The organism is Pseudomonas sp. 210_17 TE3656 (assembly GCF_054821965.1).
In genome coordinates, this window is the sequence record NZ_JBTRBC010000001.1 from 4129682 (window position 1) to 4146945 (window position 17264).

Consider the following 17264-nt stretch of genomic DNA (forward strand, 5'->3'; position numbering starts at 1 on the left):
TATCCGGATGTTGACCGAAATAGCGCAAGGTGGTTCCGCCAGCCCGTCGGATGACCGATCAGATCAGGCTGCTGGTCGGTGCCACGCAAGCGAAGTTGTCGGCCATGATCGCCATTTCGCTTTGCTGGATCTGTGCGGCGGCAATGATCCCTCCCTTGAACGGCAGGTCGCGGGTAGCGCAGGCATCCTCGATCAGGGTGCAACGGTAACCATAGTCCTTGGCCCGGCGCACGGTGGTGCTGACGCTGGAATGGCTCATGAAACCGCAGACGATCAGGTCCAGGTGCCCGTACTTCTGCAGGGTTTCATGCAGGGTCGTGTTCTTGAAGGCGTTGGGCATGCGCTTTTCGATGATCATTTCATCGCCTTGCGGTTCAAGGCCCGGAATGAACTCGCCGCGTGGCCCCTGTGGGTCGAACAGGCCACCGACGGTGCCGAGGTGGCGCACATGGATGATCGGGCGGCCGGCCTTGCGCGCCGCTTCGAGCATTTTAGCGATGTTCGCCACAGCCTCGTCCATGCCCGACAGCGCCAGAGGACCGCTCAGGTACTCTTTTTGCGCGTCGATAATGACCAGGCTGGCATTGCTGAGCTTGGCGGGTGGATAGCCACGGCCGCTAAGGTGGAACATCGTCGTTGGAACAGACATCAAGGGCTCCTTTGGATAGGGCTTTTCAACCTATTGTCCCCTGCCTGAGCACTTATGTGAATGGCTTCGCGTACAAGCAGCGTCGTTAGTGGCCTGCAGCCATGTCGGCGAAACACTTACAGGCGGTTTTGACGAACCTTTTCTGTGATCGGGCTGTTAGAATTGCAGGTCGTCTTTCAAGGAGTCTGTTGTGATCACTTCTCGCCTGCGCACCCTGCGCGATCATATCCGTTGGGCTGTCAGCCGTTTCCATGAGCATGGCCTGTTTTTTGGACATGGTGCCGACAACGCCTGGGACGAAGCACGGCTGCTGGTGCTCGGCTCGGTGCATTTGCCTTGGGAGGTTGCCGACAGCTATCTGGACTGCCAGCTGGAAGACGACGAACTGGTGCATCTGCAGCGCCTGCTCAAGCGCCGTATCGAAGACCGCGTGCCGACTGCCTACTTGTTGGGCGAGGCGTGGTTCTGCGGCCTGGCCTTTATCGTTGACGAGCGCGTGCTGATTCCGCGTTCGCCCATCGGCGAGCTGATCGAAAAACGTTTCGAGCCGTGGCTGGCCAGCGAACCTGCGCGCATTCTCGATCTGTGTACCGGTTCAGGTTGCATCGGTATCGTCAGTGCCGAGGTGTTCCCTGAGGCCGAAGTGGTGCTGGCCGACCTGTCGTTCGAAGCGCTGGAGGTGGCCAACCAGAACATCGAGCGTCATGGCCTGGAAGAGCGCGTCTATACCGTTCAGGGCGATGGCTTCGACGGTTTGCCAGGGCAGCGCTTCGATCTGATCCTGTCCAACCCGCCGTATGTCGATGCCGAGGATTTCGCCGACATGCCGGATGAGTACCACCATGAGCCGGAACTGGGCCTGGCCTGTGGCAACGACGGCCTGGACCTGGTGCGGCGCATGCTGGCCGAAGCGGCGGATCACCTGACCGAGAAGGGCTTGTTGATCGTCGAAGTCGGCAATAGCCAGGTGCACGTCGAAGCGCTGTACCCGGAAGTGGATTTTGCCTGGCTGGAATTCGAGCGCGGTGGGCACGGCGTATTCATGTTGACGGCGGAGCAGTGCCGGCAACATCAGGGGGTGTTTGCTTCAAGGGTGTAAGGGCTGAATCAATCGCGGGGCAAGCCCGCTCCCACAGGGATGAATTAAACCCTGTGGGAGCGGGCTTGCCCCGCGATGCTTTTAGTGGGTCGCAATCCAGATCAACAACCCGGCCTGGAATACCGCAAAGGCCACCAGGCAAGTGATGGTGAAGCGCAAGCCACTGTCTTCGCGACGGTACTTGCTGACCCGTTCGTCACGCTCGCGCAGTTGCGCTTCCTTTTCCTGCAGATTCTGTTCGGCCTGCTGGAGCATCTGCGCGGCATCGAGGATTTCCACGCGCTGCACCTTGTCAGCATTCCAGCCGCCCTTGAGCTCGCCGACCTGTGCATCGACGTAGCGACCCTTGAGGTGCTGGGCATCGGCGTATTCGACTTCCAGGCCATGGCTGTGCAACAGATGGTCACGGCGCAGGCGGGTGTCCTCGTTGAGGGCGTCCTTGTTCGCCAGCGCGGCACCCTCGACCCGGTAGTGCGACCACTTGCGTTGCGCCCAGTTTACGGCCTGGGCCAGCAGGAAGCGCCCCAGTCCACGGTTCAAAGGCTCGATCTGCAGGCCGCTATCAGGGCCGATTCGCACGTGTTTTTGCTGATGATCGACCCAGATGTCCAGATGGTTCTGTTCCTTGCGCACCTTTTGCCCGGGCAACTGGATGCTCATGCGCAACAGGCTGATGTCTTTGTTGTGGCGCTCGGCATAGCCGTACTGGACGAAGCGCAGTGGTCGTGCACCACTGTTGCGGTCAGTCGGCAGCGGCGCCAGGCGCAGCATCTGGAAATGTTCCGCAGTCACCTCGGCCCATGGCAGCGGCGCGGGTTCCGGCGCGGCCTCTGGGGTTTCGGGGGCATCCTGGGGGGCGGCTTCAGTCATCACGGCAATCCTCTTGTGCACAGCAAGCTGGACACAATCACGATGCCAGCATCGGCTTATCGGCAGAATCGTCCGGGACTGGAGGCTGAATTTCGCTGAAATTCGCTCAGGCTGCGGGCAGCCTGTGGATAAACTCGACGACGCGCTCGCCCAGTTCGGCAGCTTGCGGCAATTTCGGATTCAGGTAACTGTCGCGCTGCTGGCTTGCTGCCTGCGGGGCAATCCTCAGCATGTGGTTCATGCCCTGGATCAATGCCAGGTCGGCATCGGGTTTGGCGGCCTTGAGCCGTTCGGCATTGCTGACATCGACCTGGATATCGTGGGTACCCTGGATGATCAGGGCCGGCACCTTCACCCTGGCGAACGCCGCTGCCGGGTCCTGGCGAAACAATGAGATCAGGTACGGCTGGACCGACGGGCGCAGCACATCCTGCAGAGGCCGAGGGATGTTTGACGCGGTGCGTCCGGCCTTGAGGGTATCCAGTATCTGCATCACCTGCTCGCTGTAGCGGGCCGGTACGCGGCCAGCGAGCTGTGCACGAAAGACCTCATCGATCGGCCGGCCGCTGCCGGCCACACTGATTACGGCGCTGGCGCCACTCGGTTCTGCGGCCAGGCTGGCAATCAGCGCGCCTTCACTGTGCCCCAGCAGGATCAACTGACCGAAACGTGGATCGGCCTTGAGTTTATGGCTCCAGGCCACGGTATCGGCGACATAGCGTTCAACGGTCAGGTCGCGTTCATCCGGTGTCGCTGCCTGGCTGGCGGCAACGCCGCGCTTGTCATAACGCACGCTGGCAATGCGGTTCTTGGCCAGCACCAGGGCCAGTTGCCGGAGGTTGTCGGTGTGGGCGCCGTCCGGGCTGTTGCCGTTGCGGTCAGTGGGGCCGGAGCCGGGGATGATCAGCACCACCGGTGGCGGTTGTTCAGTGCGTGGCAACAGCAGGCTGCCGTACAGCGTGCCGCTACCGGTATCGAGACTGATTGGGCGTTGCAATACAGTAGGGGCGCCAGCGTCCACCAGACCGCTGAACAGCAGGGCGATTACCACGAAAACGCGCAACATCATCAGGCCACTATCGAGGAGTTGGCTTTTTGACCGGCGCCTGGGCAGAAGGTTCGCTGTCAGGGATGAACTGAATGGTTAGCCTGCGTATACTGGCGGCCTTGTTCAAATCAGGCTGATTCGCGGAGCGTCCTGCATGTCCGGCAATACCTACGGCAAGCTGTTCACTGTCACCACCGCTGGCGAAAGCCATGGTCCGGCGTTGGTCGCCATTGTCGACGGCTGTCCGCCGGGCCTGGAAATTTCCCTGGCCGACCTGCAGCACGACCTCGACCGGCGCAAGCCCGGCACCAGCCGGCACACCACCCAGCGTCAGGAAGCCGATGAAGTCGAAATCCTTTCCGGGGTTTTCGAAGGCCGTACCACCGGTTGCTCAATCGGCCTGCTGATCCGCAACACCGACCAGAAGTCCAAAGACTACTCGGCGATCAAGGACCTGTTCCGCCCGGCCCATGCCGACTACACCTACCACCACAAGTACGGTGAGCGTGACTACCGCGGCGGTGGCCGCAGCTCGGCGCGGGAAACCGCCATGCGTGTGGCTGCAGGCGCGATTGCCAAGAAGTACCTGGCCAGCCAGGGGATTCGCATTCGCGGCTACATGAGCCAGCTGGGCCCGATCGAGATTCCGTTCAAGACCTGGGAGTCGGTGGAGCAGAACGCGTTTTTCAGCCCGGATCCTGACAAGGTGCCGGAGCTGGAGGCTTACATGGACCAGCTGCGCCGTGACCAGGATTCGGTCGGGGCGAAGATCACCGTGGTCGCCGAAGGCGTCATGCCGGGCCTGGGCGAGCCGATCTTCGACCGCCTGGATGCCGAGCTGGCGCATGCCTTGATGAGCATCAACGCGGTCAAGGGCGTGGAGATTGGCGCAGGTTTCGCCAGCGTGGCGCAACGCGGCACCGAGCACCGCGACGAAATGACTCCCGAAGGTTTCCTCAGCAACAACGCCGGCGGCATTCTCGGCGGGATTTCTTCCGGTCAGCCGATTGTTGCCCACCTGGCCCTTAAGCCGACTTCGAGCATCACCACCCCGGGTCGTTCGATCGATGTGCACGGCAACCCGGTTGAAGTGATCACCAAGGGCCGTCACGATCCGTGCGTGGGCATCCGCGCCACGCCGATCGCCGAAGCGATGATGGCAATCGTGCTGATGGACCACCTGCTGCGTCATCGTGGCCAGAACGCCGATGTACGCGTGAGCACACCGGTGCTGGGCCAGTTGTAATGCCTTCACCTGGCAAACGCGCCGCGGCCTGCTGAGCCGTGGCGCCCATTCCCTACTGGCGGCTGTCCAGCTTCTACCTGTTCTACTTCGCCTTGCTCGGTTCTACAGCGCCTTTCCTGGCGCTGTACTTCCATCACCTGGGGTTTTCCAGCGCGCGGATCGGCGAGCTGGTGGCCATCCCCATGCTCATGCGTTGTGTCGCGCCCAATCTGTGGGGCTGGCTCGGTGACCGCAGTGGTCAGCGCCTGCTGATCGTACGCCTGGGAGCGCTGGCGACCCTGCTGAGCTTCTCGCTGATCTTCTTCGCCAAGAGCTATGCCTGGCTGGCGCTGGTCATGGCCTTGCACGCGTTCTTCTGGCATGCGGTGTTGCCGCAGTTCGAAGTCATCACCCTGGCGCATTTACAGGGCCAGACCGCACGCTACAGCCAGATCCGCCTATGGGGCTCGATCGGCTTTATCCTCACTGTGGTTGGCCTGGGGCGGCTGTTCGATGGGCTGAGCCTGGATGTGTATCCGCTGGCGCTGGTGATCATCATGGCCGGCATCGTCCTTGCCAGCCTCTGGGTGCCCAACGCCCAGCCACCCGGGCAGAACGAGCGCAGCCAGGGTGGGTTTCTCAGGCAATTGAGCAGCCCCGGCGTGGCTGCGTTCTATGTCTGTGTGGCGCTGATGCAGCTCAGTCACGGGCCTTACTACACCTTTCTGACCCTGCATCTGGAACATCTGGGCTACAGCCGCGGTGTCATCGGTATGCTCTGGGCCCTGGGCGTGGTCGCCGAGGTGTTGATGTTCCTCGGCATGAGCTGGATTCTGGCGCGGGTCTCGTTGCGCCGGGTGCTGATGGCCAGTTTCGTCCTGGCTGCCCTGCGTTGGCTGCTGCTGGGCAATTTTGCCGAACACCTGACGGTGCTGTTGTTTGCCCAGGTCTTGCACGCCGCTACGTTCGGCAGCTTCCATGCCGCAGCCATTGCTTTCGTGCAACGTAGTTTTGGCGCCCGTCAGCAGGGCCAGGGGCAGGCTCTGTATGCTGCCCTGGCGGGAACCGGCGGCGCTTTGGGCGCCCTGTATTCCGGCTACAGCTGGAATCTGCTGGGCGCAGCTACCACCTTTAGTATTGCCAGCGTCGCAGCGCTGGCTGCAGCCGTTATCATTGCGACCCGAATGAAAGAAGCCGAGAAATAGGAATTTCCTCTGATGAGCAGCCTGTCCGTTTACCACCTGTCCACCCCGGACATCCCGAACAAGGTACTGACCCACCTTGAGGACATCGCTTCGACCCTGGCGGAGCACAGCGTGCGTTTCGAGCGCTGGCAGGCCAGTGCGTCGATTCCGGCGGGCGCTAGTGATCAGGAGCTGATCGGCGCTTATCAACGCAGTATCGATGCCCTGAAGGTCGAGAAGGGTTATGCCGGTGTTGAAGTAACCCGCGAATCGGATGCCAGCTTGCTTGCCGAACATACTTGCGAAGAAGATCAACTGTGCTTTTTCGCCGCCGGACGCGGGCTGTTCAGCCTGCATATCGCGGATTACATCTACGCGGTGTTGTGCGAGAAAGGCGACCTGATCGGTGTGCCGGCAGGGGTTCGGCATTGGATCGATATGGGCGCGGAGCCGCGGTTTGTGGCAATTCGGTTGTTCAACAAAACACCGGCAGCGGTTGCCCATTTCACCGGCGCAAAAATTGCCGAGCAATTCCCGGGTCTTGAAGACTGTGAGATGTAACGAACAAGGCCAGCTCCTGTGGGAGCTGGCTTTGCCAGCGATGGGGAACGAAGCGGCCCTGGCTGTTTAGCGATAGGTCGGCAAAGCAAAACGCTGCTGGCTCTGCAGCCGGGAAATCACTGGCAGTTCACTGGCTTGCTCAGCCAGGTCGCGACGAATCGCACTGATCGCCCAGGTCAGCTGATCGGCGCTGTGCAATTGCCCGTAGGAAATCGAGCGTTTGACCTGTTTGCCATCTGCTGCGCGCAAGGTCAGCAGAATTCCACCATCGGGCCGCGCCTGGGTGGTGACGGCATAGGCGGAGAATACCGAGGCGAATTTTTCCTGGATGAGGTCCATATCAACTCCTGGCTGTGGGTGGCAGACATGGAGTGATAGGTGCAGTGACTGTGCCAGTTTCGATTTATTAAAAAATCATTAAATATCAACTTGTTAGGTTTGCTTCTCAGTTGCGTGGACGTGCATTCTGCAAGGCCAGGCAAATTACACCGTGCATTTTGCAAGGTGCGCTGGCCAATAGAAATGTTCTGTTGGCACCATGGGTTATCCACAATGGACCTGAAGGCTTGCCTGGCAAATACTTGGGTCTTCAAACCCGCCAGGAGGTTCCCCATGTCCGACCAACGCAGCTCCACGCCCATGAATGACGACGAAGCCGCCGCGTTCGCTGAAGAAGTCTTCGAGCGGGCTCGCCAGGGCGATGCAGTCATGCTTGCGCGTTTGCTGGAGAAGGGCCTGCCGGCCAACCTGCGTAACCATAAAGGCGACACTTTGCTGATGCTCGCCAGTTACCACGGTCATCTCGACGCGGTAAAAACCCTGCTGCTGCATGGCGCCGATCCACTGATTGCCAACGATAACGGCCAGTTGCCAATGGCCGGCGCTGCGTTCAAGGGTGATCTGGCGATGGTCCGGTTGCTGGTGGAGCAGGGCGTGGCGGTCGATTCGGCTGCGGCCGACGGACGTACTGCGTTGATGATGGCGGCCATGTTCAACCGCACTGCGATTGTCGAGTACCTGCTCGGCAAAGGCGCTGATGCACAGCGTCAGGAAGCCAAGGGTATCACCGCGCTGGGCGCCGCCCAGGCCATGGGTGCCACCGATACCGCTGCGCAGTTGCAAGCACTGCGCGGCTAACCCCCAGGGGCCTTTTGCGGCTATCCTTGGCGACTTTTTTCAGTGTCGCAGGGCCCCTTCATGAAATCCCAACTGGTCGAACTCATCGGCAAAATCAGCGCCGGCTGCATGCGCGAAGAAGACATCGAGCGCATCGCCGACGAGGCCGCCCAGGCCTATGCCGACCCGCAAGCCTTCCTGGCTGCCAATCCTGACATCAACTACGACGACAGCTTCCCGATCCCTTTGGGTGAGTGGATCGTCGTCGGCAGCTTGCCTGACACCGTGCTGTTCCAGGCCGATACCTACCAGGACCTGTTCGCGCAGATCGTCGATTCCTTCGACAAGAGCGTGGCCTTCAACCTCAAGCCCAAGCAATTGGCCAAGGTCGAGCCGTTGACCGCACTCAACCGCATCCAGGTGCAGATGGGCGCGATGAACAAAGAGGCCGGTGGCTATGTGCTGGTGAACTTCAGCCAGCTGCTCGATGACGAGCTGCAGATGGTCATGGTTGGCGGTAACGACCTGGCGCGGGTGCTGGAGCTGTGTGCCGAGGTGGGGATTGCCGCAGCGCCTGCTCTGGAAGCGCTGCGGGTAGCGGTGCACGTTTAACCAAGGGCGGTGTCGAGGAACATCATCACCGCAAAACCGCCCATCAGGCCGAGGGTTGCCGAGGTCTGGTGACCATTACGGTGGGTTTCCGGAATCACCTCGTGAGACACCACGAAGATCATTGCGCCGGCCGCCAGACCCATGCTCACCGGGTAGGCGATGGCAAAGCCGGTGGAAATCCCCAGGCCGATCACCGCGCCGATCGGCTCCATCATGCCGGAGCCGATCGCCACCAGCGCCGCCTTCAGGGTTGAAAGCCCGGTGGCGCGCAACGCCAGGGCCACGGCCAGGCCTTCGGGAATGTCCTGGATGGCGATGGCGCTGGTCAACGGCAGGCCGACATTCAGGTCGCCATTGGCAAAGCTGACACCGATGGCCATACCTTCGGGCAGGTTATGCAGGGTGATGGCCAGCACGAACAGCCACACCCGGTTGATCCGTTCGGCCTGCGGTCCGCAGGGGCCGGTACTTTCATGTTCGTGCGGGGTGAAACGATCGAGGCCAAGCATCAGCAGCACCCCAAGGCCCATACCGATGACCACGGTCATTGCCGCATAGGGGCCATTGCCAGTGATTTCACGGGCAGCATCCAGGCCCGGCAGAATCAGTGAGAACGAGCTGGCGGCGAGCATCATCCCGGCGGCAAAGCCGAGCATCACATCCTGGCTGCGCGCGCTGACTTCGCGCAGGACCACAGCCATGACGGCGCCGAGCGCCGTCGCGGCAAACCCGGCCAGGCCACCGAGCATTGCCATGTGCAGGTTTTCCTGATGATCACCGTGCACGGCGTTCCAGGCGCTGGCGATCAACAGGCCAATGACTGCCAGCAGGCTCACGCCCAGTCCGGCACTCAGCCAGGGCGTGGTTTGTGCCTGCTGCAACCAGGCGCTCCAGAGTGTCGCCGGAGCAGGGCTGCTGGAGCTTTGGGCGGGGGGCATAGGAACCTCACTGAACCATATCGATGAGCCGAGTGTAACCAGCGTCGTTGCGCCGCAGCCAGGCATTAACATCTATAGGGCTCATAGCCAGCTATCCTGTGGGCACACGTGTTCAAGGGAGCGACAGCATGGGTTCCACATTTAATGGCCTGGTAGGCCTGATCATCCTCGTGCTGGATATCTGGGCGATCATCAATGTGCTTAAAAGCGGCGTGGGGTTGGGGCCGAAAATCCTCTGGATCCTGTTGATCCTGCTGCTGCCGGTGCTCGGGCTGATTATCTGGGCGATTGCCGGGCCGCGCGGCGGTGGCAGCGGGTTTGCTCCGCGATAGGTCTGGTGAGTCAGATCAACCACGCGCCCTCAAGCTCCAGCAACATCTGCTTGCGCTCCACGCCCCCGGCATAGCCGGTCAAGGTGCCGTTGCTGCCGATCACCCGATGGCAGGGGACGATGATCGCGATCGGGTTGGCGCCGTTGGCAGTACCGACCGCACGAACGGCGCGAGGACGGTTGATTTGCCCGGCCAGGTCGCTGTAGCTGCAGGTGGTGCCGTAGGGAATACGCTGCAAGGCTTGCCAGACTTCCCGTTGAAAAGGCGTACCCAGCGGCGCCAGGCTGACGTCGAATATCTCGCGTTTGCCAGCGAAGTACTCGTCCAGTTGGCGCGCCACTTCATCCAGTCGATGCTGCGCAGGCAGCCATTCGCCCGGCAGTTCCCAGGGCTGTGCGGCATCCATGTGCAGCAGGTGCAGGCCCTGATCGTCGCCGGCCAACAACAGTGGGCCAAGCGGACTGGGCTGGTAGCGGAAATACATGGTGCTGCGCCTGATTGATGAAGGAATGAGCACAATATTGCAAGTCGTTGCCGGGCGTGTCTATCAACGAAATTTTCACATTCGATTATGGAAAATCCGCGCGCGCAATTATCCGTTCGCCGAATGGCCGTGCATTGCCCTCGGGTTTAGTGCACATTTGCCGATTCGTTTTTTCGCCTTTCTTGAATCTGAATCCTAGGGATCTACCAATCCATGGCTAACACGGACGCCTTGAGTGATCAGCGGGCTGCGTCGCGCCCGCTGCAACCGACGCTAAAATCGCACCTGGCCTACACCCTGCTGTGTGGCCTGGTAATCATGCTGATGCTCAGCCTGGTACGTTTGGGGCTGCTGATCTACAACAGCGACATGATCGGTGACACACCGATGTCGACGGTGGCTGAGGGTTTCCTCAATGGCCTGCGTTTTGACTTGCGTGTCGTTGTCTACCTGAGCATACCGCTGCTGCTGGCCACCCTCAGCGCCCGTGCCATGGCTGCCCGCGGCCTGTTCCGGGTGTGGCTGACCATTGCTTCGAGCGTCGTCATGTTCCTTGGCCTGATGGAACTGGACTTCTACCGTGAGTTCCACCAGCGCCTCAACGGTCTGGTATTCCAGTACGTCAAGGAAGATCCCAAGACCGTCCTGAGCATGCTCTGGTACGGCTTTCCGGTGGTGCGATACCTGTTGGCGTGGCTCTTTGGCACCTGGTTGCTGAGCCTGTTGTTCAAGGGCATCGACCGCCTGACCCGTCCCCGTGGCGCTTACCAGAACCAGACGGCCGGCAGCCGTGCGGTGGCCCCGTGGTACGTGCGTGGCGTGGTGTTCTTCATGATTCTGCTGGTGGCTGTCATCGCCGCCCGCGGTACCCTGCGTCAGGGTCCACCGATGCGCTGGGGTGATGCCTTTACCACCGACTCGAATTTCGTCAACCAACTGGGCCTCAACGGCACCCTGACCTTGATCGACGCGGCCAAGAGCCGTTACGGTGAAGACCGCGCCAATGTCTGGAAGTCGACCATCGAGCAAACCCTGGCCACCCAGACCGTGCGTGACATGCTGCTGACCGGCAATGACAAACTGGTCGATGCCGACAGCGCTGCCGTGCGCCGTGACTTCACGCCGCCGGCCGACAACACCCTGCCGATCAAGAACGTCGTGGTGATCCTCATGGAGAGCTTCGCCGGTCACTCGGTCGGCGCCCTGGGCAGCCCGAACAACATCACCCCGTACTTCGACAAACTGGCCAAAGAAGGTCTGCTGTTCGACCGCTTCTTCTCCAATGGCACCCATACCCACCAGGGCATGTTCGCCACTATGGCCTGCTACCCGAACCTGCCAGGTTTCGAATACCTGATGCAGACACCGGAAGGTGGTCACAAGCTGTCCGGTCTGCCAGCGCTGCTTAGCGCCCGTGACTACGACGACGTTTATGTCTACAACGGCGACTTCGCCTGGGACAACCAGTCGGGCTTCTTCGGCAACCAGGGCATGACCACCTTCATTGGCCGTAATGACTTCGTCAATCCGGTGTTCTCCGATCCTACCTGGGGTGTGTCCGATCAGGACATGTTCGACCGTGGCGCCGAAGAGCTGGCCAAGAACTATGGCAAGAAGCCGTTCTATGCACTGCTGCAGACCCTGTCCAACCACACGCCGTACGCCTTGCCTGCCGAGCTGCCAGTGGAGCCGGTAACCGGCCAGGGCCGTCTTGATCAGCACCTGACCGCGATGCGCTACTCCGACTGGGCACTGGGCCAGTTCTTCGAGAAGGCGCGCAAAGAGCCGTACTTCAAGGAAACCCTGTTCGTCATCGTCGGTGACCACGGCTTTGGTAACCAGCAACAAATAACCGAGCTGGACCTGGGCCGCTTCAACGTACCGCTGCTGCTGATTGCCCCGGGCATCCAGGAGAAGTTCGGTGCGGTCAATCACACTGTCGGTACCCAGATCGACATCGTTCCGACCATCATGGGCCGTCTGGGCGGCGAAACCCGCCACCAGTGCTGGGGACGCGACCTGCTCAACCTGCCGGCTGGCGATCCTGGCTTTGGCATGATCAAGCCGTCGGGCAGCGAGCAGATCGTTGGTCTGATCAAGGGTGATCGCATCCTGATCGAGTCCAAGGACATGTCGCCGCGCATGTACCGCTACGAGCTGGGAAGCACCTTCAAGGCCGAGCTGATCGAAAGCCCGGACCAGAAGGACCTGACCCACAAGCTTGAGTCGTTCATCCAGACCGCGACCAAAAGCTTGCTGGATAACACCGCGGGTGTTGTCCATGGTGTGCCGAAGTAACGCGTTGCGTTGAACAGAAAGAGGCCTTCGGGCCTCTTTTTTTTTTACTTTTGGAACAGTGCGGCTGAACATTCGCCGGCTGTATGGGTCAACGGAAAGTAGGTCGATTCACCCTGAGCATCCGTACAGAGGAGAATCCAATGAAAGCGTGGGTCATTACCTTTATTGATCAGAAAGGCGAGCGTACCTCGCTGCCGTTCACCTCGGAGCAAGCGCCCAGCATCGAGGAGGCCGCACGGCTGATTCGTACCCACCTGTTCCCAGTCATGGACGAACTGGACCTCAATGATTTCCAGGATCGCGCCAGCATGCCCACAGCCAAATGGTTGAAGGAGCAGAATGGCGTGGAGATCACTGCCATTGCCGAGGCGCCCTGAGCCGGCTGGTTGGCGCACTCGACAACTTGGCACTACGCTGCAATCAAGGTCGGGCCGATTTTTGCGATCGCCCGGGCTTGCCGATCCACGTCATGCATCAGCTCGAATTGCCCCCGCACAGCTTGTGTGGCGGGCAGGTGCGTTTTGCACTGAAAGTCTATCCATCGGTAGTTAGGAGGACGATTCATGAGCAGCCAATACGAGGACATCAGCAGCACGGTATTACGTCAGATGAAAGAGGGCGGCTTCAATTTTGCCCAGATTCATCCCATAGAGTTCTATGCGGTTTTCCCTGATGAGGCGCGGGCAAGACGGGCAGCGGGACAGTTTCGCGGAGAATCGTTAAGCGCCCAGGTACATGAGCGTGATGATGGCGCCTGGAACCTGGAATTGAGCAAGGTGATGTATGCCACCTACGGCGGCATCGATGAATTCGAGCAGGATTTCGAAGCCGTAATAGCCCCGTTGGGCGGTGAAATCGAAGGCTGGGGCGTGAAACAGGAACGCCCGCTGGCCTGAGCCACGCTTCGCAATGAAGCGTTGAGCGCAAAGCAGCCGCAGCGGTTGTACACATTGGGTGCAACCGCGCGTCTTTGAAATGACCACTCATTGAAATAAAACTATGCAGATCAAGGCTGCTTGCGAGTCGCCATGTGCGCGAGGTAAGCGAGCAGGGCGTCGAGTTCCGGATCGCTGAGCACGGCGCTGGTGAAACCGGGCATCTTTGCCTGCGGCCACTGGCGCAGGCTCTGTGGATTGCGAATGTAGCTGCGCAGGAACGCCGGCTGAAAATACTCGGTGGGGTTGTGCGGCAGGTTCAGATCCGGACCGAACTGAGCGTCACCCGCGCCGTTGAGACGATGACAGGCCAGGCAGTTTTTCTGGAACAGCGCGAAGCCGAGGTTGACCGGGTCGTCACTGGCCAGCTGCGCATCCGGGAGTAGCGCCGGAAAACGCGTGGCGACCGGTGCCAGGCGCCGAATGCTGGCGACCTGGAAAGGCCACTGTTCCGGGCTGATCCCTCCGGCCTTGGGGTCTGTCCAGACCAGGTAAAACGGCCCGGCGCTGTGTTTACCGGCCCCCAGCGCAGGCCAGGGCCTGGCTGGATCTTCGACGGCCAGCCAGGCGCGTGCCGGGCCGTCCTTGAGCAGCGGGGCAGCCGGCATCTCGGCGGCAAAGCCATCGTCGGCCACGGCTTGCAGGTGATCCTCTGGTCCAACACCTTCAAGCAACGCCGCCAATGGCACGGCGCGGTAGTGCATGGTTTTCTTGTAGGAGACGTCGTTGTCGATGCGAATATCCCGGGCCTGGGGGTGAGCCAGCAGTTCGGCGCTTTGCCAGTGGCGGCTGCTACTACCCAGTTCCAGGGTCAGCTGCGCCGCCTGCAGGGGCAGGCAGAGCAGGGTCGACAACAGGACGAGGCAACGGCGCATAGACAATCTCCAGCGAATCAAGGCTGGCAGAGTACCTGCGCAGGGCCGTAGAGGGCCATAGTGAGGTTCAGCCGAACAGGCGTGACAGGTTCGGCAGGATCAACAGCAATGTCGTGGCGAAGAGAATGAGCCCGGCTTGACGTACTTTGGATTGTTTGAACATGGCTGACCGCCTTTTTGTTGTTATTCCTGAGTGCCCAATGGCTTCCTTGTCGTCGATCCGGCAAACATGGGTAACGCGGTTTGACGTCCAGACGCGAACCTTTGCTAATGGGTATACAACTAACCTTAGGGTCAACGTCAGCTGTGTTTTAGAACGCTTTCGTATTTATATTGTTTTTAATCTGCTTTCTGGTTATGAGGCCTTATGCCATCTGGCAACTATTCCCCTTGCTAGACGCTTGCAATGGTTCTGTACCTGGATCCACTTGGGGTGACCGTTCGTCAGTGCATCATACTTGCCTGCAAGCCTTATTCGGGGCAGGCTCTAGGGGGCAATCCCGCCTTTTGTCGTTCAGGACTATTTTTATGTCGTTACGCATCTGCATCCTGGAAACCGACGTCCTGCGACCCGAGCTGATCGGGCAGTATCAGGGCTACGGACGGATGTTCGAGCAGTTGTTCACCCGGCAACCGATCGCCGCCGAGTTTGACGTATACAACGTGATGAACGGCGAATACCCCGCTGATGACCAGGTATTCGATGCCTACCTGGTGACTGGCAGCAAGGCCGACTCGTTCGGCGATGATCCTTGGATCGAAACCCTCAAAGCGTTTCTGCTGGCACGCTATCAGCGTGGCGACAAGTTGCTGGGTGTGTGTTTCGGTCATCAGCTGCTGGCGCTGCTGCTCGGTGGCAAGAGCGAGCGAGCCAGCCAGGGCTGGGGGGTGGGTACCCATCGCTATGTAATGAATGCCAAGGCACCGTGGATGAGCCCGCAGGTCGAGGAGCTGACCCTGTTGATCAGCCACCAGGACCAGGTCACCCGCCTGCCGGAAAACGCCACGGTGATTGCCTCAAGCGATTTCTGCCCAAACGCCGCTTACCACATTGGTGATCAGGTGCTGTGCTTCCAGGGGCACCCGGAGTTTATCCACGACTATTCGCGAGCGCTGCTTGAGCTGCGCCAGGACAAGCTGGGTCAAGAGGTCTACCGCAAAGGCATCGACAGCCTGGCGCATGAGCACCAGGGCAGCACGGTTGCCGAATGGATGATGCGTTTCGTCGCACACAAACCCCAGGGCACCCCGACCTGAGGTTGCGGCTCAAAGCCAGCCTGAGCGCTTGAAGCTGGCAAACAGCGCCGCGCAACCCACGGTGATGCCACCGAGCACGGCGAAGTAGCCGTAATGCCAGCTCAGCTCCGGCATGTTCTGAAAGTTCATCCCGTAGATGCCCGCCACTGCGGTGGGAAACGCCAGGATCGCCGCCCAGGCGGCGAACTTGCGTTGCACGATGCTCTGGCGTGATGACTCCAGCAACATGCCGATCTCGATGGTCTGGCTGGCGATGTCACGGATCCCGGCGAGGTCTTCCATCTGCCGGGTCACGTGAATCTGCACATCGCGAAAGTACGGGCGCATGGTCTTGTCAATGAACGGGAAGGTCAGACGCTGCAGTTCTTCGCTGACTTCGACCATCGGCGCTACGTAGCGGCGCAAGCGCAGAATGTCGCGGCGCAGGCTGTGCAGGCGGCGGATGTCTTCTTCATGGAGCGAGCTGCTGAGCACGCTCTGTTCCAGTTCTTCGATCTCGCCGTGGATGGCTTCGCCGATGGGTTGATAGTTTTCGGTGACGAAGTCGAGCAGGGCGTAGAGCACGAAGTCCTCGCCATGCTCCAGCAGCAATGGCCGTGCTTCGCAGCGCTGGCGGACCAGGGCGTAGGACTTGGAGTGGCCGTTGCGGCAGGTGATGATGTAGCCGTTGCCGGCGAAGATGTGGGTTTCGATGAACTCCAGTTTGCCTTCATGGCGCACCGGCGAATAAGTCACGATGAACAGCGCGTCACCGAAGGTTTCCAGCTTCGGCCGGCTGTGTTTTTCCAGGGCATCTTCAATGGCCAGTTCATGCAGATTGAACTGGCTTTGCAGGTTGGCCAGCTCCTGGGCATTGGGCTCTTCCAGGCCGATCCAGACGAAGTGCCCGGGTTTACTGGCCCACTGACTGCCTTCATCGATACTGATGTTGGTGACTTTTCTGCCGGCGCTGTACACCGCCGCCGCAACGACTCGTCCCATGGTGATTCGCTTCTTCTGATGACCGTGCCAGTAGCTTGGTCTGCCACACAGAATTGAGCAACCATTCAGGCCTGCTGCAGTTCGGTTTCCATCAGGTCGATGCAGCGCTGCATCTGTATCCGGCATTGTTCAGCCAGGGCCGGAACGTCCTGCTGGGTCAGGCCGCTGGTCGCAATCGGCGGCAGGGAGCGGATGATCACCTTGCTGCGGCGCCAGCTGTTCAGGCGCAGGCGCTGGGTATAACGGCTGACACACACGGGCACGATCGGTACACCGGCTTCGATTGCCATGTGGAAAGCGCCTTTCTTGAAGGGCGCCAACTGCTCTGCGGCGTTGCGTGTGCCTTCGGGGAATACCCAGATCGATGTGTCGTCTTCACGCAAGGTGCGCGTGGTGGTCTGCATGGCACGGCGAGCATGGTAGGAGTTGCCACGGTCAATCAGCACATTGCCGCCCAGCCAGAACAGCTGGCCGAACAGCGGTATCCATTTCAGGCTTTTTTTGCCGATGCATACAGTACGCGGTGGGACCACGTGCCCCAGGACAAACAGGTCATGGTTGGACTGGTGGTTGGCAATGATCACGCAGCCAGGCGGCTGATCGAACAGCGGCCCGACCTCGGCCTTGACCTCCAGGCGCATCAGCCAGGTGGCGGGCAGTCCGTACAGGCGGGCATAAATGCGGCTGTTATCCGGGTTGAAGGGCCGGCACAGGCCGATCAATACACCGACAATACCGATCAGAACAAAATGCAGTCCCAACAGGAACATGCGTGTAAGAAAAAGCATCATACGACTCAC

21 protein-coding genes are annotated in these 17264 nt (G+C 60.3%); 12 read left to right on the forward strand and 9 right to left on the reverse strand.

The features are described from left to right. Nucleotides 1–58: 58 nt before the first annotated feature. Nucleotides 59–649, reverse strand: a complete 591-nt coding sequence (locus ACVI9W_RS19370; RefSeq protein WP_461530869.1) for a cysteine hydrolase family protein — start codon at nucleotides 647–649, stop codon at nucleotides 59–61. Nucleotides 650–839: 190 nt separating this feature from the next. On the opposite strand from ACVI9W_RS19370, the gene prmB reads away from it, so the two are divergent. Beyond that, nucleotides 840–1748 (forward strand): 50S ribosomal protein L3 N(5)-glutamine methyltransferase, encoded by a 909-nt coding sequence (prmB, locus tag ACVI9W_RS19375; RefSeq protein WP_461530870.1) that lies wholly within the window; start codon nucleotides 840–842, stop codon nucleotides 1746–1748. An 81-nt stretch (nucleotides 1749–1829) separates the two neighbouring features. On the opposite strand, the gene ACVI9W_RS19380 is transcribed toward prmB, so the two are convergent. Together ACVI9W_RS19380 and ACVI9W_RS19385 are read right to left on the reverse strand one after the other, a co-directional pair. Continuing rightward, entirely contained in the window at nucleotides 1830–2618 is a 789-nt protein-coding gene (locus ACVI9W_RS19380) for a hypothetical protein (protein WP_461530871.1), read from the reverse strand. Nucleotides 2619–2724: 106 nt separating this feature from the next. Then, nucleotides 2725–3687: an alpha/beta hydrolase gene (locus ACVI9W_RS19385; RefSeq protein WP_461530872.1), complete on the reverse strand. Its 963-nt coding sequence runs from the start codon at nucleotides 3685–3687 to the stop codon at nucleotides 2725–2727. 133 nt (nucleotides 3688–3820) lie between these two features. Here ACVI9W_RS19385 and aroC point away from each other — a divergent pair, with 133 nt between their 5' ends. Genes aroC through ACVI9W_RS19400 form a run of 3 tightly spaced genes read left to right on the forward strand, consistent with a single transcriptional unit; the run spans nucleotide 3821 to nucleotide 6636 of the window. Continuing rightward, complete coding sequence (gene aroC / locus ACVI9W_RS19390) at nucleotides 3821–4912, forward strand: chorismate synthase (protein WP_461530873.1); 1092 nt, start codon at nucleotides 3821–3823, stop codon at nucleotides 4910–4912. A 38-nt stretch (nucleotides 4913–4950) separates the two neighbouring features. Next, on the forward strand, nucleotides 4951–6096 hold the full coding sequence (locus ACVI9W_RS19395) for an MFS transporter (protein WP_461530874.1): 1146 nt from the start codon (nucleotides 4951–4953) through the stop codon (nucleotides 6094–6096). 12 nt (nucleotides 6097–6108) lie between these two features. Continuing rightward, on the forward strand, nucleotides 6109–6636 hold the full coding sequence (locus tag ACVI9W_RS19400; RefSeq protein ID WP_461530875.1) for an acireductone dioxygenase: 528 nt from the start codon (nucleotides 6109–6111) through the stop codon (nucleotides 6634–6636). Between the two features lie 66 nt (nucleotides 6637–6702). On the opposite strand, the gene ACVI9W_RS19405 is transcribed toward ACVI9W_RS19400, so the two are convergent. Then, nucleotides 6703–6975 carry a DUF3509 domain-containing protein gene (locus tag ACVI9W_RS19405; RefSeq protein ID WP_038608413.1) on the reverse strand — a complete coding sequence of 91 codons (273 nt, stop codon included), beginning with the start codon at nucleotides 6973–6975 and terminating at the stop codon, nucleotides 6703–6705. Between the two features lie 273 nt (nucleotides 6976–7248). Between ACVI9W_RS19405 and ACVI9W_RS19410 the strand changes: the two genes are divergently transcribed. Together ACVI9W_RS19410 and ACVI9W_RS19415 are read left to right on the forward strand one after the other, a co-directional pair. Further along, nucleotides 7249–7773, forward strand: a complete 525-nt coding sequence (locus ACVI9W_RS19410) for an ankyrin repeat domain-containing protein (protein ID WP_461530876.1) — start codon at nucleotides 7249–7251, stop codon at nucleotides 7771–7773. Nucleotides 7774–7833: 60 nt separating this feature from the next. After that, nucleotides 7834–8364, forward strand: a complete 531-nt coding sequence (locus ACVI9W_RS19415) for a hypothetical protein (RefSeq protein WP_461530877.1) — start codon at nucleotides 7834–7836, stop codon at nucleotides 8362–8364. Here ACVI9W_RS19415 and ACVI9W_RS19420 read toward each other — a convergent pair. Further along, the gene (locus ACVI9W_RS19420; RefSeq protein ID WP_461530878.1) at nucleotides 8361–9302 is read right to left on the reverse strand and encodes a ZIP family metal transporter; all 942 of its coding nucleotides are present in this window, start codon (nucleotides 9300–9302) and stop codon (nucleotides 8361–8363) included. The two genes, ACVI9W_RS19415 and ACVI9W_RS19420, sit on opposite strands and share 4 nt — an antisense overlap. 128 nt (nucleotides 9303–9430) lie before the next feature. Between ACVI9W_RS19420 and ACVI9W_RS19425 the strand changes: the two genes are divergently transcribed. After that, the gene (locus ACVI9W_RS19425) at nucleotides 9431–9634 is read left to right on the forward strand and encodes a PLDc N-terminal domain-containing protein (protein WP_038608424.1); all 204 of its coding nucleotides are present in this window, start codon (nucleotides 9431–9433) and stop codon (nucleotides 9632–9634) included. A gap of 10 nt (nucleotides 9635–9644) precedes the next feature. Here the strand turns inward: ACVI9W_RS19425 and ACVI9W_RS19430 are convergent, their stop codons facing one another. Next, entirely contained in the window at nucleotides 9645–10118 is a 474-nt protein-coding gene (locus ACVI9W_RS19430) for a methylated-DNA--[protein]-cysteine S-methyltransferase (protein WP_461530879.1), read from the reverse strand. On the opposite strand from ACVI9W_RS19430, the gene ACVI9W_RS19435 reads away from it, so the two are divergent. From ACVI9W_RS19435 to ACVI9W_RS19450, 4 genes are all read left to right on the forward strand, one after another. Beyond that, nucleotides 10117–10317: a hypothetical protein gene (locus ACVI9W_RS19435; protein WP_157687007.1), complete on the forward strand. Its 201-nt coding sequence runs from the start codon at nucleotides 10117–10119 to the stop codon at nucleotides 10315–10317. The two genes, ACVI9W_RS19430 and ACVI9W_RS19435, sit on opposite strands and share 2 nt — an antisense overlap. Nucleotides 10318–10331: 14 nt before the next feature. Next, nucleotides 10332–12416, forward strand: a complete 2085-nt coding sequence (locus ACVI9W_RS19440; protein WP_461530880.1) for an LTA synthase family protein — start codon at nucleotides 10332–10334, stop codon at nucleotides 12414–12416. Between the two features lie 140 nt (nucleotides 12417–12556). Next, the gene (locus ACVI9W_RS19445; RefSeq protein ID WP_461530881.1) at nucleotides 12557–12793 is read left to right on the forward strand and encodes a hypothetical protein; all 237 of its coding nucleotides are present in this window, start codon (nucleotides 12557–12559) and stop codon (nucleotides 12791–12793) included. 186 nt (nucleotides 12794–12979) lie between these two features. Continuing rightward, on the forward strand, nucleotides 12980–13312 hold the full coding sequence (locus ACVI9W_RS19450) for a ribonuclease E inhibitor RraB (RefSeq protein ID WP_461530882.1): 333 nt from the start codon (nucleotides 12980–12982) through the stop codon (nucleotides 13310–13312). 110 nt (nucleotides 13313–13422) lie between these two features. On the opposite strand, the gene ACVI9W_RS19455 is transcribed toward ACVI9W_RS19450, so the two are convergent. Then, complete coding sequence (locus ACVI9W_RS19455; RefSeq protein ID WP_461530883.1) at nucleotides 13423–14226, reverse strand: c-type cytochrome; 804 nt, start codon at nucleotides 14224–14226, stop codon at nucleotides 13423–13425. Nucleotides 14227–14754: 528 nt separating this feature from the next. Between ACVI9W_RS19455 and ACVI9W_RS19460 the strand changes: the two genes are divergently transcribed. Continuing rightward, the gene (locus ACVI9W_RS19460; RefSeq protein WP_038608442.1) at nucleotides 14755–15483 is read left to right on the forward strand and encodes an amidotransferase; all 729 of its coding nucleotides are present in this window, start codon (nucleotides 14755–14757) and stop codon (nucleotides 15481–15483) included. 9 nt (nucleotides 15484–15492) lie between these two features. Here the strand turns inward: ACVI9W_RS19460 and ACVI9W_RS19465 are convergent, their stop codons facing one another. Both ACVI9W_RS19465 and ACVI9W_RS19470 read right to left on the reverse strand, forming a co-directional pair. Beyond that, nucleotides 15493–16464: a magnesium and cobalt transport protein CorA gene (locus tag ACVI9W_RS19465; RefSeq protein WP_461530884.1), complete on the reverse strand. Its 972-nt coding sequence runs from the start codon at nucleotides 16462–16464 to the stop codon at nucleotides 15493–15495. A 65-nt stretch (nucleotides 16465–16529) separates the two neighbouring features. Beyond that, a complete protein-coding gene (locus ACVI9W_RS19470; protein ID WP_038616303.1) occupies nucleotides 16530–17252 on the reverse strand; it encodes a lysophospholipid acyltransferase family protein in 723 nt (240 codons plus the stop codon). Between the last annotated feature and the right edge of the window lie 12 nt (nucleotides 17253–17264).

What these genes read in the sequence shown, in the direction of transcription:
- ACVI9W_RS19370 (WP_461530869.1), bottom strand. Translation starts at nt 649, where the DNA reads ATGTCTGTTCCAACGACGATGTTCCACCTTAGCGGCCGTGGCTATCCA.
- ACVI9W_RS19380 (WP_461530871.1), bottom strand. Translation starts at nt 2,618, where the DNA reads ATGACTGAAGCCGCCCCCCAGGATGCCCCCGAAACCCCAGAGGCCGCG.
- ACVI9W_RS19385 (WP_461530872.1), bottom strand. Translation starts at nt 3,687, where the DNA reads ATGATGTTGCGCGTTTTCGTGGTAATCGCCCTGCTGTTCAGCGGTCTG.
- aroC (WP_461530873.1), top strand. Translation starts at nt 3,821, where the DNA reads ATGTCCGGCAATACCTACGGCAAGCTGTTCACTGTCACCACCGCTGGC.
- ACVI9W_RS19400 (WP_461530875.1), top strand. Translation starts at nt 6,109, where the DNA reads ATGAGCAGCCTGTCCGTTTACCACCTGTCCACCCCGGACATCCCGAAC.
- ACVI9W_RS19405 (WP_038608413.1), bottom strand. Translation starts at nt 6,975, where the DNA reads ATGGACCTCATCCAGGAAAAATTCGCCTCGGTATTCTCCGCCTATGCC.
- ACVI9W_RS19410 (WP_461530876.1), top strand. Translation starts at nt 7,249, where the DNA reads ATGTCCGACCAACGCAGCTCCACGCCCATGAATGACGACGAAGCCGCC.
- ACVI9W_RS19415 (WP_461530877.1), top strand. Translation starts at nt 7,834, where the DNA reads ATGAAATCCCAACTGGTCGAACTCATCGGCAAAATCAGCGCCGGCTGC.
- ACVI9W_RS19420 (WP_461530878.1), bottom strand. Translation starts at nt 9,302, where the DNA reads ATGCCCCCCGCCCAAAGCTCCAGCAGCCCTGCTCCGGCGACACTCTGG.
- ACVI9W_RS19425 (WP_038608424.1), top strand. Translation starts at nt 9,431, where the DNA reads ATGGGTTCCACATTTAATGGCCTGGTAGGCCTGATCATCCTCGTGCTG.
- ACVI9W_RS19435 (WP_157687007.1), top strand. Translation starts at nt 10,117, where the DNA reads ATGGTGCTGCGCCTGATTGATGAAGGAATGAGCACAATATTGCAAGTC.
- ACVI9W_RS19430 (WP_461530879.1), bottom strand. Translation starts at nt 10,118, where the DNA reads ATGTATTTCCGCTACCAGCCCAGTCCGCTTGGCCCACTGTTGTTGGCC.
- ACVI9W_RS19440 (WP_461530880.1), top strand. Translation starts at nt 10,332, where the DNA reads ATGGCTAACACGGACGCCTTGAGTGATCAGCGGGCTGCGTCGCGCCCG.
- ACVI9W_RS19445 (WP_461530881.1), top strand. Translation starts at nt 12,557, where the DNA reads ATGAAAGCGTGGGTCATTACCTTTATTGATCAGAAAGGCGAGCGTACC.
- ACVI9W_RS19450 (WP_461530882.1), top strand. Translation starts at nt 12,980, where the DNA reads ATGAGCAGCCAATACGAGGACATCAGCAGCACGGTATTACGTCAGATG.
- ACVI9W_RS19455 (WP_461530883.1), bottom strand. Translation starts at nt 14,226, where the DNA reads ATGCGCCGTTGCCTCGTCCTGTTGTCGACCCTGCTCTGCCTGCCCCTG.
- ACVI9W_RS19460 (WP_038608442.1), top strand. Translation starts at nt 14,755, where the DNA reads ATGTCGTTACGCATCTGCATCCTGGAAACCGACGTCCTGCGACCCGAG.
- ACVI9W_RS19465 (WP_461530884.1), bottom strand. Translation starts at nt 16,464, where the DNA reads ATGGGACGAGTCGTTGCGGCGGCGGTGTACAGCGCCGGCAGAAAAGTC.
- ACVI9W_RS19470 (WP_038616303.1), bottom strand. Translation starts at nt 17,252, where the DNA reads ATGCTTTTTCTTACACGCATGTTCCTGTTGGGACTGCATTTTGTTCTG.